Origin of the sequence: Bacteroides faecium, assembly GCF_012113595.1 — a bacterium.
In the GTDB taxonomy this organism is placed as follows: Bacteria; Bacteroidota; Bacteroidia; order Bacteroidales; family Bacteroidaceae; genus Bacteroides; species Bacteroides faecium.
Genome location: NZ_CP050831.1, coordinates 6,236,258 through 6,253,366 on the forward strand (window position 1 = coordinate 6,236,258; position 17,109 = coordinate 6,253,366).

At 45.1% G+C, this 17,109-nt stretch carries 9 protein-coding genes; 1 reads left to right on the forward strand and 8 read right to left on the reverse strand.

Going from position 1 to position 17,109, the window contains the following annotated elements:
* Positions 1 to 197: 197 nt before the first annotated feature.
* The 5 genes from BacF7301_RS23700 to BacF7301_RS23720 form a co-directional block, all read right to left on the reverse strand.
* On the reverse strand, positions 198 to 2,030 hold the full coding sequence (locus BacF7301_RS23700) for a glycoside hydrolase family 32 protein (RefSeq protein WP_167966681.1): 1,833 nt from the start codon (positions 2,028 to 2,030) through the stop codon (positions 198 to 200).
* A gap of 129 nt (positions 2,031 to 2,159) precedes the next feature.
* On the reverse strand, positions 2,160 to 3,728 hold the full coding sequence (locus BacF7301_RS23705) for a glycoside hydrolase family 32 protein (RefSeq protein WP_167966682.1): 1,569 nt from the start codon (positions 3,726 to 3,728) through the stop codon (positions 2,160 to 2,162).
* A 32-nt stretch (positions 3,729 to 3,760) separates the two neighbouring features.
* On the reverse strand, positions 3,761 to 5,152 hold the full coding sequence (locus BacF7301_RS23710; RefSeq protein WP_167966683.1) for a DUF4960 domain-containing protein: 1,392 nt from the start codon (positions 5,150 to 5,152) through the stop codon (positions 3,761 to 3,763).
* A 43-nt stretch (positions 5,153 to 5,195) separates the two neighbouring features.
* Entirely contained in the window at positions 5,196 to 6,902 is a 1,707-nt protein-coding gene (locus tag BacF7301_RS23715) for a RagB/SusD family nutrient uptake outer membrane protein (protein WP_167966684.1), read from the reverse strand.
* Positions 6,903 to 6,932: 30 nt separating this feature from the next.
* The gene (locus BacF7301_RS23720; protein WP_167966685.1) at positions 6,933 to 10,043 is read right to left on the reverse strand and encodes a SusC/RagA family TonB-linked outer membrane protein; all 3,111 of its coding nucleotides are present in this window, start codon (positions 10,041 to 10,043) and stop codon (positions 6,933 to 6,935) included.
* A gap of 228 nt (positions 10,044 to 10,271) precedes the next feature.
* On the opposite strand from BacF7301_RS23720, the gene BacF7301_RS23725 reads away from it, so the two are divergent.
* The gene (locus BacF7301_RS23725) at positions 10,272 to 11,144 is read left to right on the forward strand and encodes an aldose 1-epimerase family protein (RefSeq protein WP_167966686.1); all 873 of its coding nucleotides are present in this window, start codon (positions 10,272 to 10,274) and stop codon (positions 11,142 to 11,144) included.
* A gap of 104 nt (positions 11,145 to 11,248) precedes the next feature.
* Here the strand turns inward: BacF7301_RS23725 and BacF7301_RS23730 are convergent, their stop codons facing one another.
* The 3 genes from BacF7301_RS23730 to BacF7301_RS23740 form a co-directional block, all read right to left on the reverse strand.
* On the reverse strand, positions 11,249 to 12,673 hold the full coding sequence (locus BacF7301_RS23730) for a glycoside hydrolase family 32 protein (protein ID WP_167966687.1): 1,425 nt from the start codon (positions 12,671 to 12,673) through the stop codon (positions 11,249 to 11,251).
* Positions 12,674 to 12,767: 94 nt separating this feature from the next.
* Complete coding sequence (locus BacF7301_RS23735) at positions 12,768 to 14,267, reverse strand: hypothetical protein (protein WP_209319477.1); 1,500 nt, start codon at positions 14,265 to 14,267, stop codon at positions 12,768 to 12,770.
* 56 nt (positions 14,268 to 14,323) lie between these two features.
* A complete protein-coding gene (locus BacF7301_RS23740; protein WP_167966688.1) occupies positions 14,324 to 16,837 on the reverse strand; it encodes a carbohydrate-binding protein in 2,514 nt (837 codons plus the stop codon).
* Positions 16,838 to 17,109 lie beyond the last annotated feature (272 nt).

Consider the following 17,109-nt stretch of genomic DNA (forward strand, 5'->3'; position numbering starts at 1 on the left):
GCCGTGACGAATTCTCTTCATGTCCGTGGTAGGTTCTCTTCATGGCCGTGAGAAGAAGCTACCACGGCCATGGTAAACTAACTATACCGTAGGCTTAACAGAAGTATGCCGTTACCTTAAGTGTAGTAATCCGTAAGGGTAGATATACTCTGCCGTAGGGAATCGGGAAAAGAGCGTATAGATTAAATAGAAGAAGCCTATTGCTTCAACCGGTAAACCACAAACGAATCTACCTTATAAGCTCCGCCCTTGCTATAAAAGTCGATATGGCGGTAAGGTTCCGACGGGAATACCTGGTTGGTCATCGCAAAACGTCCGTCGTCTCCAAAGGCTTCTACACTTGATTTATCGACAAACAGGCGAAGTTTCAATTCGTTCCTTCCGCTTTCAATAGCCGTCCATGTCAGCATCGGGAAATTTTCGTTGAAGCTGACATCTCCGCTTTTACGACGGTCCATAGAGAATTTGTTCTCTTTCATGTCATATTGCATATCTACTTCTTCGCCTTTATCATTGTAGAGACGGAAGCCGATAATGTCTGCATGTTGGTTCTTGATGGTCAGTTCTATTTCGTAAGCACCTTCGTTGCCCGGAATCATTTCTTTGACCGTGCGTGTTCCGCTTACTTTGAACGAACGTTTCTTTGAAATGTCGCGCAGTTTCAACAGTTCGGGAGAAGGGGCGGATTTGAGATAAATCCCACCGTCTATGGAGAACAGGCTCAAGTCGCGGGGAACGGAGTTCGGGCTGCGGTATTGGGAAGTCGGGACGTCGTTGGCATACTGCCAGTTGCTCATCCATGCGATAGCGATACGGCGGTTGTCGGGAGCATCGCTCCAGGTTACGGTGGCGTAATGGTCTTTTCCCCAGTCCATCCATTTGGTAGCTTCCGGCTGGTTGTCACAGACAAATTTCTTTCCGTCGAAGCTGCCGACAAAATATTGAGTGGCGGAATCTCCGAAAGGGCCGTCACCGAGACTGCAAAGCAGTACCCATTTCTTTTCATTTGTTCCTTCCACGGGAAGTTCGAAGAGGTCGGGACATTCCCACACATTACCGTGGGCGCCGTATCCTTCGCCGAAGCTGCTTTCAAATGTCCAGTCTTTCAAGTTCGGAGAAGAGAAAATTTGCATTTCCTGTCCTACGGCAAGCACTTGAATCCAACGTTTTGTTCCTTCGTACCAAAAGACTTTCGGGTCGCGGAAGTCGCGGGCTTCGGAAACCAGGACGGGGTTGTTTTCGTATTTGGTAAACGAACGCCCGTTGTCGGTGCTGTAAGCGATGCTTTGTACCTGGCGGTCGCCGTTTTGTGTATAGATGGCGATGATTGCGCCTGCGCCGAAGCCGGCGGTATTGTTATGGTCTACTACTGCCGAGCCGCTGAATATCGTTCCGAAAGCATCGGGAGCAATGGCAACCGGACGGTGTTCCCAATTGACCAGGTCTTTGCTGATGGCATGTCCCCAGTTCATATTCCCCCATTTGGAGCCATAAGGATTGTATTGATAGAACAGGTGATATTCACCGTCTTTATATACCATTCCGTTCGGGTCGTTCATCCATCCGTAGAGGGGTGAGAAATGGTACAGGGGGCGGAACTTTTCACGGTTAGAAGTATCGAACGTGTCGGATAGCTTCATTTCCTTGCAGCAGGCCGTGTTGTCCGGTGAAAGGTTGACACGAACCGGGTCGTTCGAGTTCAGTTTGAATTTGAAAGAAATCAGTTGGCCGGAGTAGTCGGAAAGGTCTACCGGAACAAAGTAATCCACTTTATTGATAGCCAGCCGGACATCGAAGTTCTTTACTTCTTTATTATTAACGATCATATTGATACGTACATCGGGAGACGCATCTTCTACGGGCAACAGCAGGTATTTCTGATTCGTGTTGACACGCACCAGGCAATAACCTTCTCCCAAATTCCGGATGGATAAGGAAGAACCGGTCGCTTGGACAGAGAGTGAGACAGTCATAAGCGTAAAACAAATCAGAAGGGTCTGAAGTTTTTTTAAAGGCAAAAATACATTCATGTTTTATGGTATTAAGGTTGTTACTTATTTCAGGATATCGCGTTTCTTGTAACAGTGCAAAGATAGGCGCAATGGAGCAGAGCGCCTATCACATTTGTTTCAAACGCTGTAAAAGATGTTACTTTTCAATCAATAAGTACTCAATTTAATTTCGGATACGGTCACTTCGCCGTCGGAGCAGAAGACAGACCAGGGATTCTTAGGCAAATCATACACCCGATTGGTGAATGCGAAAGCATCGTTGACGTATAATACACAAACAGATTGCTCCGTGTACATCTTGATGCGGTACATACCATCGGCGGATTTCTCAAAAGGAACTTCCGTGATGTCTTTCCGTTCGGTCACTTCTCCGGTCTTCTCGTCTGTCACTACTTTGGCAAGTTTCAGCATATTCCATCGAGCTTCGATAAAGAGACTGTATTTCACATTACGGTCGGTGCAGTCTACAAACGAAACTCCGAATACGGCTTCACTGTTTTCGGGTGCTTTCACCGTCATTTCTATCTTATTATTATCCTGCAAACGTCCGAAGCGAACGGAAGCCCCTGCTTTCAAGGTATAGGCTGAAGCATTCCCACTCACCTCTCCTGTCCTAGCTTTTTCTTCCCACACAACTGCCTGTGTATATTTGGCATTAATTGCGGCGGGGACATCCAGGCTCAACGTGCCATCTGCGTTCTGTACCAGTTTATGGGCTACCAAAGCGCCTGCCCAGTCGGCATTGGCTGCATTGTCTTTCCCTTCACGAGTGGCGCACCATCCCCAAAGATAACGGTCGTTCCCGTCGCTTGCCGTCTTTCCGGCATAGAATGAAGTACCTTCCAACTTTCCTTCACGAGGCAGATAGCCGGGATAACCGTTATCCGGCAATCCCATCAGTCCGGCCAGTGTAGGCGCAAAGAAGTATTGCACCATGCGGGTTTCGTCTTTGTCGGAGTAAATCATGTACCAGTAGTCTCCCATCTTAAATACATCCGGGCATTCGTAGAATCGTCCCCATATATTGTTGAAGAAAGGCTCCTGCACAGTCCAGTTGCGCAAGTCGGTGGAAGTAAAATGAGCGATGACCGATTTGCCGTTTCTAATGGCAGACACCACCATGCGGTAGAGTCCAGCATCTTCGTCACGGAACACATGCGGGTCGCGGAATTCATTCGGATTATATCCTTCGGGCGCTTCGAGACGGAAAGAGTGGTCTTTAGTCCATGTGCGGCAATCGGCAGAGGTAGCCAGCATCAACACTTCTTTCTTTTGGTCGCCTTTATAGTTGAACTTATGTCCGGTGTAGAAAGTATAATAAGTGCCGTCGGCATAAATCGTACCGCCGGTGCCTATGGCAGGGTCTTGTTCTGTCAATGCTCCGCAGGGGATTGCTTCACCAAAGGAAATATAAGAAGCCGCATCTTTTGTAGCGACGCAATGAATGGGGTGGAAAGTAGCCGCACCGTCACGCCAGTCCTGAAGATAAAGGATACGGAATTCCTTGCTCACCGGGTCGAAGAATGGCATCGGGTCACCTACATAGCCTACTTGCGGCTTGTAGTAGGTGAAATAACTATCCGGTTCGGAACGGGTGAAATAGGTAGTAGTCTGTTCCAACTGACGGTCGGTGATGACCGGATTGTCATCGTCGCCGCAAGCAGCGAACGATAAGGAAAGTCCCAGTGACAATATACTGAATATCATAGTTTTCATAATAATGGTGTCTTTATATAGTTTAATAGATATTATTCACATAAATAGTCGATAGCATTCCTGGTTAACTTCTCCGTATTCGGACGGTACAGGTTGTCGCTGGTTCCGTTCTCACCATACCAGTCGTAAGAGCCTGAGCCGATACAGATTACTTTACCGCTGCCATCACGCGACGGGAATTCGGCTATTACCACCGCCTTTCTGTCTTCATCCGCATCTACATCGCCATCCGAAGCGGCAAGGTCGATACCACCTGTCTTCTCTCTCCAGTCTACCATTGTAGAGTATGCATCAGCCCAACCTTCCTTGATTTGCGTCACCCACTGTGCAGTACTGTTCGTTGTATAATATCCTTTATCGAACAGGTAAGCCACATCCGAACGTCCGTCTTTCAATGCCAGTCCGCGGAATAACGGATGGTCTTCATGTCCTTTGAATGAAACTCCCCAGGGGGCATCTGTCACAAAGGCTTCCGATACAGAATTACCCCAACAGTTATTCGGTTCCCTACCGTCCAATGCAATTCCCCATTTACCTGCATACTTCGTAGCAAAACGTGTCAGCAACAGGCTGCCCCCGCCTTCGAAGTAAGAGCGCATGGCAGCAGAAACGTCGTCGGCTATAGATGGGAGATTGTCATGCGGATGGAAATCTCCATGCCACCAAATAGCTGTGTAACGGCTTAAATCGACACTTCCATTCTTTACGGCTTCGAAAGATATGTACTCTGACGCTGCGATAGTGCTCTTCATCCAAGTCCATGCAGCCTTTTCGTCATCGCTTTCCAACTGGTCGGCAGAAGCAGCCGTGCCGATGAAACCTGTAAACTTAACGTTGGTCGGTACGACAGTAACGGTATAGGCAGCAGTAGCGGTGCGATTGGTCACGGTAAATACGACCGGACTGGTAAAGTCGATGATGTCTCCTGATTCGGGTTCGATAGTAGCTCCCTCGCTTGCCTGAACGCTTACCAACATGGCTGTGACATCCGTAGCCAATGGCACATAGATGGCAATCTTCTTGCCTGCTTCATCAATGCTGCCCAAATATGCTCCGGCTTTAAACTCAGTGATTCGAGCCTCATCACATTCTACGGTAAGAGTATAGTCAAGAAAAACATTTCCGTTCGTCACTCTTACTACGACCGGCAGTGTGAAATCAACCGGCGTGCCGCTTTTCAAATTGGCAGCCGCTCCTTCTGAAAGGGTAAATTCGGGAGTAAGATTGGTAATATCCGTACCTACCGGAACGTGTACTTTCACTGTTTTGGCTACCTGGTCTATCTCGCCTGCCTGTTCGCCAATCCGGAAAGAGGTAATCCACACGTCATTGTCCAGTATCAGCGAAGAAGTATTATCGTCATCGCATCCGGCAGCCAAAAGCAGCAGTGCCGACAAGAATAACATATATATTTTCTGTATCATAGTGATTCTGTTTTTAAATAATTTGATTTTATCTGTCTTACGATTACCAGCCATAATTCTGCTTGTACAGGTTACCGCTGTAATTTATCTGCTTCTGCGGGATAGGCAGATATTCATTCTTGTTCTTCGTGAATACAGCTTCGCCATAATAAGAACGGCGTGCAGTCTCGGTACGGTAATAGTTGTTTATTACTTTATCGGCAATCCCCCAACGTACCAGGTCGAAGAAGCGGCTTCCTTCCATGGCAAATTCCAAACGGCGTTCCCACTGTAATGCTTCGCGAGCTATTTCTTCCGATGCAAAACCGGCATACGGAGATACTTTGAAACGGGCATTATAGTCGAAAATCAATACTGTGCTCTTGGCGGCACGGTTGCGCACTTCATTAATCAAAGGCAATGCTTCCTGGTAACGGTGAAGCTCAATCAAGGCTTCGGCACGCATCAACAGCACATCTGCATAGCGTAGCACGATATGGTTCAGCGAGTTGGCATAGAACACACCGACCTTTTTCAGACAGGTACAGTCTTTATCCACATTTTCTTTCAGCGACGCATATGTACCATAGAAGGTCTTGTTGCGGCTCCAACTTTCATCGAAAGTATATTTCTCATTATACTTATAGGGGAAACCCGGAACAGCTACCGTGTGGAACAGGCGGGGATCTACCGGGTCTGTTGCACTGTTATAATTTTCGGTATCATAAGAACCGACCAAAGGAAATCCATCCACACTGGTCTTGAATGCATTCACCAGGTTTTGGCTCGGCTTGTGGAAGTCACAGCAACCGATTCCCTGCGGAGCAGTCAGTTGGTCGCCAAAGTTCAGATTACCATATTTAGTTCCGTCATTCTCCGAGTATTGAACTGCCCAGATGGACTCTCTGCCATTTTCGTATTGCGGCAGAAAGTTCATGGAGTAATCCTGCTCCAGGCTGAAACCGCCCGCTTTCATTATCGCGTCGTCCGTATAAGCCAATACGGCTTTCAGGTCATCTTCATTAATTTCCGTCACTTCATTCTTTTCATTCTGACGGTAGGCTTTGTAAAGCATTGTTTTTGCCAGATAGGCGGAAGCTGCGGCACGGGTGGGACGTCCTTTTATGGTTTGCCCGTCCTGTATCCAAGTGTCCGGCAGGTTTTGGAAAGCAAACTTAAAGTCGTCGGCAATCTTCTGCCATTGCTCGTCACTGGTATATTGCACGTTAGAAATCTTTGTGTATTGTTCTGTCGGAACCGTTTCGTCCACAATCACAATATTCTTGAACATCTCTTTAAGCATAAACATATAGTGGCCGCGCAGGAAACGCATTTCTCCGATGCGTGCCTGTTTCAAAGGATAGTTGGCTTCATCAATCGAGTTGAGTGAATTCAATGCCGCGTTTGCACGGGAGACACCGCAATAAAAACGATACCAGATATCATCAAAAGCCCAGTTGTCGGTCGTGATTCCTTTTCCTATCTCAAGGAAGTGGAAGTGTGAGCCGTCTTCGGAGTTGAGCCCGCCCTTGTATGCGTCGTCCGAACGGACATTTCCATACGGCCAAAGGCTGAACGGGGCATTCATGTCCTGCCCTGTCACCATATAGGCATAAGCGGCAATAACGAGATTGTCCACATATTCGGGCGTCGTGATTTCTTCCTGCGTGAGGGAGCCTTGCAGATTCCGGTCTAGAAAATCATTACAACCGGTAGTGGTCAATAAGGAAGCTGCCAACAGCAATGATATATATAGTTTTCTCTTTTTCATATCTTCATGTATTATTGATAAGTAACTTGATTAAAAACCGATATTGAATCCGAACGTGAGATTCATAGGAATCGGATAAGCAAAACCTTTATCCTTGTCTTCAGGGTCGAGGCCGGTAAAGTTCTTGCTCTTGATAGTCAACAGGTTCTGTGCACTGAAGTAGAAACGCAGGCGTTCCATGCAAATCTTCTTGGAAATGGCAGCAGGCAGGGTGTAGCCCAATTGCAAATTACGAAGTTTCAGATAAGAGCCGTTTTCCACAAAGTAACTGGAGAAACGTTTTTCATCATTCAGGTCGTCAACAGATAATGCCGGAATCGTGGAAGAAGGATTCGATGGCGACCATGCATTCAGCAGGCGTGTACCGCGATTGGCGTTCATGTCTCCTACCGACCAGAAATCTGTATTCTTCTTCACGTCATTGACTACATCCACTCCTTGTACACCTTGCCAGAACATGGTGAAATCAAAATTCTTATATTCCAGATAGATGTTGATACCATACGTAAAGTCGGGGTTCGGATTACCAATCCATGTACGGTCATTTTGGTCGATTACTCCATTGCCATCTACATCCCGGTAGCGGATACGGCCAATGCCCTTTCCCGTTTGGTCGGCATGATTGTCCACTTCTTCCTGTGTCTTGAAGATGCCGTCGGCAATATATCCGGCTCTCATCTGATAGGCATGACCGATGATATTCATAGCACCGTCACCACCAAAATCTCCGGTAGAAGCCACTTCGGCAGGCACGAAAAGAACCTTGTTACGATAGCTTCCCAAGTTGGCGCTGATGTCATAGCTTAGTCCGAATCTTGTTTTGTTACGATAGCCCAAATTGATTTCGAAACCTTTGTTTTCCATAGAGCCTGCATTTCGCCAATGCGCTCCACCTTCTCCCAATACGGCGATGTAGGACGGTTTCAGCAGTATGTCCGTTGTTTTCTTATAGAAGTATTCGGCAGAGCCATACAGACTTTGGTTGAAGAGTGTGAAGTCGATTCCGACGTTCGTCTGCGTTGTCGTCTCCCATTTCAGATCGTCATTGGCCAACTGGTCGCGTTTGAAACCGGAAGGAAGGATCAGACCGCCGTTATTGCCGATGATGTCATAGGCAGTTCCGTATGTGGGCGGTTCGCCTGTTCCGTAATTGGAGTTATACAGGGAGAAACGACCGTTGTTCTCAATTTCCTGGTTACCGGTCTGTCCCCATGCAAAACGGATTTTCAAATCATCCACTACGCTCCGTGTCTTTTCCATGAAAGCCTCCTGGCTGATACGCCATCCTACGGAAACGGAAGGGAAGTTCGCATATTTGTTGTTCTTACCGAAACGGGAAGATCCGTCACGACGAATGGTGAATGATGCGAGATATTTCTCATCATAAGAGTAGTTCAACTTGCCAAAGAAAGAAACCAGTGAGAAGCCACCTGCGCCGCCTGTGGCTTGCGCCAGTCCGGTGCCTGCGCTGGGGTACATGTAGTTGGGGTCGATGACTGCAAAGTCTTCACGATAAGAGGCCAGGTCGATGTCGTCTTCACGGTTCAACTCCATACCACCCATGACGTCTCCGCGATGTTTACCGACTTCCAGTTCGTAAGTAGCAATGGCATTCCACATCCATTTGGTGAAATGTTCCTGTTTCATGGTCACGCCATTGGTGCTGTTTTCCAGAACGCCGTTTTTGTAGGGTAATACAAAGTTGCGTTGATATTTCTGTGCATAGTCCAAACCGAAGTTGGTGCGGATATTGAATCCTTTGAACGGATGCAGGTTGGCATAAGCGTTGCCGAAGATACGCCAGTATGTGTAACGGTTGTCTTTATTGTCATGCAGCACGCGGGCAATATTCTGACGGTCGGGCATACTTTTGTTAGGGCCGCCCCATCCTTTTCCGTCTACCGTATGTACGGGAATCATCGGAAGTGAAATCATGGCATCACTCAGCAAGTTGCCCGGTGCCTGCACTTCAGTAGTGCGGTTCAGGGTAAAGTTCTCACCAATGGTAAGAAGGTCGCCGATTACCTTAAAGTCGGCATTCATACGGGCAGAGATACGGTCGAAGTTTGTATACTTAATCAAACCGTCATTTTTATAATAGCCTAATGAGAAGAAATAGTTTCCTCTTTCAGTACCGTTGCTGATAGAAAGATTATATTGCTGGATAAATCCGGTACGGGTGATTTCGTCGAACCAGTCGGTATCGCCTACGGCAATGGTATTTTCCGAATCAATGAATTTGGGTAATGACATTCCATGAAGTACCGGAGTGCCATTGCTATCGTATCCCCAGTTATAATTATAACCGATAGGATTGGCGTTCGGATTCTTGCCGCTATTAACATTAGCCTGCCACAAGGTACGGCCGTACTGCTCGGTATTCATCATTTCTAACTTGGTCTGATACATAGAAGCCGAAACGGAAGCGTCAAAGTTTACTTTAATCTGTCCTTTCTTGCCTTGTTTGGTAGTAATAATAATCACGCCGTTGGCAGCACGCGAACCGTAGATAGATGCGGAAGCAGCATCTTTCAATACTTGGATGGATTCGATGTCGTTTCCGTTCAGTTCGTGCATCCCCGATTTAGTAGGCACTCCGTCGACAATGTAAAGAGGGTCGTTGTTATTCAACGTACCGATACCGCGGATACGTACGGTAGCGGAACCACTCGGGTTACCGTCAGTAGTGATGTTCATACCGGGGACACGGCCTTGAAGGGCTTTCACGGGATTGTTCTCACCTTGTTTCTGTATATCGTCCACCTTGACTACGGAGACGGCACCGGTCAAATCGGCTTTGCGTTGGGTGGTGTAGCCGGTCACGACGACTTCGTCCACCATTTGTGTGTCTTCTTCTAATAATACACGGATAGAAGCAGCCGCTTTCACGGTCACGGGTTTGTAGCCGATATACGAAATCTTTAAAGTTGAATGAGCAGGAACGGAAAGGGTAAAGTTACCGTCAAAGTCGGTAATTGTTCCGTTGGTTGTAGCTGTAGTTTCAATAACAGAGGCCCCGATAATCGGCTGTCCGTCCGTTTTGGAAGTAACGTTTCCCTTCACCGTTATGCTTTGCCCCCAAAGGGCTGACATGAAAGCAAACAGGAAACAAACGCTGCAAAGAAGTTTTTTGTTCTTCATAATACTGAGCATTAGTTTAATGTTATTAATTTAAAAGTACGAATTTTCTCTTTATCGATGATGCAAATTACGGTTGATTTATGTCAATCGACTGAAAGAAATGTTTCAAAGGCTGTAATTTATGTTGCATAGAACGCTATAATCACAGAAAACGCTACCTTTGTATGATGATAAGAACTTTTAAAATGGAGTTGACTACTAATTGTAGTCAACTGAAAAATGAATGATATGAAAACAATATCCAACGAACAACTTACGATTCAAGTATCTCCGCATGGAGCTGAACTTTGCAGTATCTTTGCCAATGGAAAAGAATATCTGTGGCAAGCCAATCCTGCATTTTGGAAACGCCACTCCCCTGTCCTGTTCCCTATTGTAGGAAGTGTGTGGGAGAATGAGTATCGCAATGAAGGTATTCCTTATGTACTTACCCAGCATGGTTTTGCCCGCGACATGGAATTCACGCTTGTTTCTGAAAAAGAAAACGAAGTATGTTATCGTCTTACCAGCAATGAAGAGACGTTGCAGAAATATCCGTTTCCATTCTGTCTGGAAATAGGTTACCGTATTCATGGGAAGCAAATTGAAGTGATATGGAAAGTAAAGAATACGGGTGACAAAGAAATGTATTTTCAGATTGGTGCTCATCCTGCTTTCTATTGGCCGGACTTTGATGCCGCCACTTCGGAAAGAGGGTTCTTCGGATTTGATAAGAAAGACGACTTGAAATATATTCTTATCTCTGAAAAGGGATGTGCAGACCCTTCTACTGAATATGCGTTAGAGTTGGCGGATGGATTGTTGCCACTTGATATACATAGCTTTGATAAAGATGCTTTGATATTGGAAGGTGAACAGATTCATAAAGTCACCTTATATAATAAGGAGAAGAGAGCTTATCTAAGCCTGCATTTTGATGCTCCGGTAGTAGGGCTTTGGTCGCCGCCCGCAAAGAATGCTCCTTTCGTATGCATCGAACCCTGGTATGGGCGTTGCGACCGTGCACACTATACAGGGGAATACAAAGATAAAGACTGGATGCAGCATTTACAGCCGGATGACGTATTCAAAGGGGGATATACGATTGAAATAAATGAGTAATTGATGAATAGCCAACAATATTCGAGCCATATCATACCTAAAAGTAGCTGCCGGATTCGCATCCGACAGCTACCCACACCTAATTCTAATCAACAAAACCTAACTTATAAACCTAATCTATACACTTTTAATGAATCAACATTGAATGCTCCCCCTTTACTGTAGAAACACATACGGTTGTATGGTTCCGTCGGAAAAACGAGGTTAGTCATAGCTATCTTTCCCCCATTCAGAAAGACTTCTACCGAACATTTATCAACAAAAATATCCAAAGTATATTTATTCTCTTTCCTTATAGGCGCCCATGTAGCCAATGCGAAATCATTCATATAATTAATCGAAGTCGTCTTTCTACGGTCATGAGCTTCCAGTTCATGGGGTATGCTATTCTTTCCGAAATCTACAATGCCGCTTTTCGTACGGTCCATCACCAGTTTCTTCTCCGGAAGATTGAAATAGATATCAACCTTTTCACCTTTATCATTAAAGAGGCTGAATCCCATAATCTCTGCTTTCCCGGAAGTTATATCCAATACCAGTTCATAAGAACCTTCATTATCAGCCAATAAGAAATCAATATGATAATCTTTGGTAACAGCAAAAGCAGGAATCTCCTTACTTTCTTTCCGCAACGCCTTTACTTCCGCTACCGGAGCAGCAGAAAGATAAATATCGTCATCTTGCGTGTACAGTCCCAACTCACGTGGCAATGCATTCGCACTGCAGAATTGTTTCGCCGGAACAATATTGCAATATTGCCAATTATTCATCCAAGGGATGGCAATTGTCCGTTCTTCTGTATTTGAGAAACAAGCTGTAACATAGTGGTCTTTTCCCCAATCCAGCCATTTCGTGACATTGGGCTGATTGTCACAAATAAAATTCGTCCCGTCAAAGTCTCCTATAAAATACTGAGTTGCACTACCGCCGAAGTAACAGCCCGGATTTACGTTGACTATCAAAGCCCATTTCTTACGACCGGTATCTCCATCTACCGATAGTTCCACCATGTCAGGATTCTCCAATAGACAAGGTTGCACTCCGTATCCTTCCCCGAAGCTGCTCATATAATCCCAGTCTTTCTTGTCTTTGGAAGCATAGAAACTTATTTCTTTATTGTCAGACACAATCATCACCCATTTATTCTCCGATGCATACCAAAAGACTTTGGAAGCGTTGAATATCTCCAAGTCGTCGGAAAAGATGTGTTCCAACGTATCACGGGGAGTAGTTGGCACCAAATACTCCCAATGTAGAAGGTCTTTGCTGACAGAATGTCCCCAATACATATTTCCCTGCCTGGAATCATAGGGGGTGTATTGAAAATAGATATGATACTCTCCGTCTTGATAAGATAAGCCGTTAATATCGTTCATCCAGCCGTAAAGGGGAGTATGATGGTAGACAGGACGGAACTTTTCTGCAACTGTATCTAATGTGCTGCTTGTGTGGCAACAGGTCAGTCCGCAGAAGGCTGCTAACGCAAGTAGGGCACCTTTACATAGTTCTATCCAAGGGATTGTTTTCATGGCAACAAAGTATTCAATTTAATAACAAGACCTAATTAAAATAAGACGAAGGCAAAGATAGGGGGTATCTTTGCCTTCGTCTATAAACTTTGTTTCAAAGGGTATCAAATTTGATACAACCGGCAGGCAACTTATAATAAAACCCTACACTAAAATTATACAGCGGATATGCCTTATCATAAATGATTTGTCCCGATTCGTCTTTAGGTTCATAGTCAGGACGGAGAGTCGTCTCAAAGTCCTCACGCGGATAAACAAAAGAACCGTCTTCATTTTTTTTATCCAAGTCTATATAGGTATAAAAAGCTTTATAAGGGTCACTGTCCCGCAAATTGCCATGTCCCTGCAAATGATTCTTGCCATTCTCCTGTTGGTCAATATGCGCTCTTGTTCCGGCATACATGATGATAACCTCTCCTTCCAAAGATTGCTGACAGGTCAGTACAACTTCATCTTTCTCGATAGTTATGTTTGTTATCTTCTGACAGTTGTCCGGCCGATAGTCATTCAGATATACTTCAAAACCATAATCACGGATTTTGGGCAATGTATTCACATCAAACACCAAAGGCGGCACAGGTACATGAAACTTGATACGTATCTGATTGGGCTGGCTTGTCCGCTTTATTGCCACCGGTTGTAAAGGTTTGAATTCCTTCTTTTTGATTTGCGTCTGATAATAAACCTTACCCAACATCTCCCCGTACCAACGATAACCATTAGCATCAAGATGCCCGCCCCTATCTGTCATCGGATAAATGGGGCCCGCACAGATAATATCCGGATTTTCGTTAGCCGCCTCAAGTTGTGCCATAGAAATGGAAAGCGTATCACGCATATATTGCGCACCGGTCTGATAGGTTATAAATACCGGTTTCTTCTTCTGTCCGTATCGTGACAATATATCATCCTGCATGTTGTTTTTCAACTGCAACAACAAAGCTTTGTATTCTTCCCTGTCTGTTGTATTCGGCACATCGGCATGCATTCCCTTATCTTTATTCGGACTATAATTAAACTCACCCTGCATCCAAAAAATAACCGGGCAATAGAGATTGCTATTCTGGCTTCGGGCAACTTCAACACCATAATCCAATGAACGGAGAAAGTCCTTATAATAAGAACGAATTTCCGACTCTTTCGACAATTCTTCCACACTGGCACCACTGACGCCTACCGAAGTTGCCAGGATTTTATCCATCTTCGGTCGCTTCAAACGGATATGATTGACAGCCGCCAATAACGGACATTCGGCTATCGTTCCTGCCGAACGGCTCTTTACATCCTTCCCGGTGAGAAAACTCGAAGCGATATTGCCTGTCAGCGGATTAAACACATATTCCCGGGAATTTCCATAGTTTATCCATATCTGATTACCAATCATATAATTACCTTCCACATTCTCCGTAGAAAGTACCGGATAAGACTGATGTCCGGTAGACAAACTCTGCCCGTTCATTATAATATGAACATATGCATCTTTCTTTTCTGCTACTCCCACAACCATCTTTTCAACAGTAGCCGCTGAAACCAAAGACGGACAGAAGCTGAAGAAGATTAAGCTTCCCCCTAAAAACAAATTTCGTATTCTCATATTTTGCTCTATTTAATTCTCAAACAAGCTCAACTATACTTATTTCTTTCTATTTCTTATCGAAATTCAAACCAATCGATGTTCAAGGCACTAAGTATATGAATTTTCATTGTATGAGTGCCGGGGGATAATTGCACATTCGAGACGGTAAAATCATTATAGGTATTCCAGTTCCCCGTAGTTGTGGATACGGCATCCAACTGCGCCCCACCATCAAAAGAAAGGGCAAACTTACCGCCACTTTCTGCTGCCGCACGAACCTTGACGCTGGAAATCTTCTCCTGAACGCTGAATGTATATTGAATCCAGTCGCCACCGGAAGTATTACTGATATGGACAACATTATTACTTGCACTGATAGCTACCCCCTGGTCACTCCTGTAAGATTTGAAATTGCCGGACGAACCGTTCTTGAAACTATATTGTCCTTCGTCAAAATCCTCAGCCTGAATGACACCGGGCACCTGGCTGTATCCCGCACCGAACTTTATCCAGTCCATGTCAATATCCCCGCCCTTAATACGGAAGTCGATATATTGCTCGCCCGCTTCCAGTTCGACAGGATATACAAAAGTCTCACTCCATACACCGGCAAAACCGCTCAAAGCAATTTCACCCGTTTTATATACTCCATTGATGGCAATACGGAATTTACCGCCCGAACGTTTTTGGAACATTCTGCAAGTGATGCCATAACGTCCCGCTTCCCTGACATTAATCGAATAACGCACCCATTCGCCGGACTTCATTCCTTTAAGATATGTAACCCCATTTTGTGTCTCCTGTTTCATTCCGCCTTCCGACGGATTCTTATGATACCCATAATGTTCACCGCCCGCATTATAGTCCTCTGCCTGAATCACCACAGACGGCGACATTTTTACTTCCACAGCCTTTCCACTGCGGGGAGTTCCCCAGTTTTGTACCATCTTTAATTTATTATTCTGGTCATATTCAATCGGGTCTACACAGACTGAACGCAAAGCTCCTTTCCCAGAATGATTAGCTGTGTGGTAGAAAGAATACCAACGCCCGTTATACTCGACAATAGAACCATGCGCTGTCTCTTCACCATGAGGATACATATATGCACCACATGGAGTATACGGGCCTAAAGGATTGTTGGACATAGAATACTGCATCCGGTTACCGCCCTGGCTGGCCGCATGATTGTCCGAATGGCTCAAATAGTACTTACCTTTATATTTATGCACCCAAGGAGCTTCATGAAAATCGGTAAAACCGGTCAGAGGAGTCATTACTCCATCCAACTTAGTCCAGTCATCCTTACGTAACTTAGCGCCCCAACAGCCTTTGCCGGCACCGCTGGTATAAATATAAGGTTGTCCGTCGTCATCGACAAATACGCAAGGGTCAATCGTAGAAGGAATACCGTCAATCACTCCTTTCACCCTGAACTTCGCGGCAGGTTCTTTGCTAGTTGCCACAAAAATACGCCATGTATTCGCGTCAATCTTATGAGGGAAATAAAAATAGTACAATTGGTCTTCCTTATTATACGCACAATCAGGAGCCCACATAAAGCCGTCAATGCCCATACCTACATGTGCCTTTACAGTAGCCGAGTTCATTATCTCTCCATGGTCTGTCCAGTTTTTCATATCCGTAGTAGAGAAAACATGGTATCTGTCCATGCGGTCGCATCCCTGTGTCGGCTCCATGTCGTGTGAAGCATAGACATACAGTCTTCCGTCCGCCCAAACATGGGCCGAAGGGTCGGCTGTATAAAGCGTTCCCGTAAATGAATTCTGAAACATCTGAGAGGAGAAATCGACGAACAACGGATTATGTTCATAATAACCGTATCTGGGATATTCAAACTGAGCACCGTCCACTTTATCTCCCGTATATTCTCCGGTACGTGTAAATACGAACTTATCCAGATTAATGCTACCCGTAGTGTACCACCTCAAAACATGCTTTCCTTCACTCAACTGCACATTCGTCACCTTGACCGAATGTGAAAAGACGCTCCAGTCATCTTCCGGCGAATCGACTATCTGACCGGCGGATTTACCGTCCACCTCAAAATAAAAACTGGTCTTTCCGCCACCCGACACACAATATGTTTCAATAGAATAAGCTCCTGTCTGAGTGACCTGCAATGTATAGCAAAGCCAGTCACCATTATTGATATTACCTATATTAATGACCGTTCCGCTCTTGCTGATGGCAACTCCCTTTTCTGTACGATAATCCTTGTAGTTTCCGGCCGTGCTGTTTTTAAAGTTGAAAGAGATGTCCTGTCCGCCGTCATCAAAGTCCTCGGCTTCTATCGTAGCGGGTACTCCCGAAATCACAGACAAACTATTTCCTTCCGAATCTTTTTTAAACGGAACTCCCCGATAGTTGGCCAAATATTCCTCGCAGCTTATCCCATTATCATAACGGTCGTCCACATACTCATATTCATCGTCACCATCCCCATCTTTCCCAGAATCATCACTGATGACCGAACGCTCTTCCTTACAAGCAACATTCAAGACGACTAATCCGCTAAAGAAGAGCGGAAGAAAATATCTCAAAGCAAATAATAAATTGTGTCTCATAGTTTTTCTTTTTATCAAATAACATTTATCATATCTGTATTTGCAAAGATAAATGGAGCCGGTTTCCTACTTTATTAAAACCGGATTAACCGGAGATTAAAAAACAATTAAATCGCTTAAAATGCTACTTTTCTTATCAATTATGTCCATTTATTGCCGGAGAGGCTAACAGGATTTCTTTCATTACCTAATCAGATTATCTTCATTGCTTATTCTTTTTGCGTTACACTATAGTGTAACACAAAGATAACTATAGTCTCCCTTGCGTATAA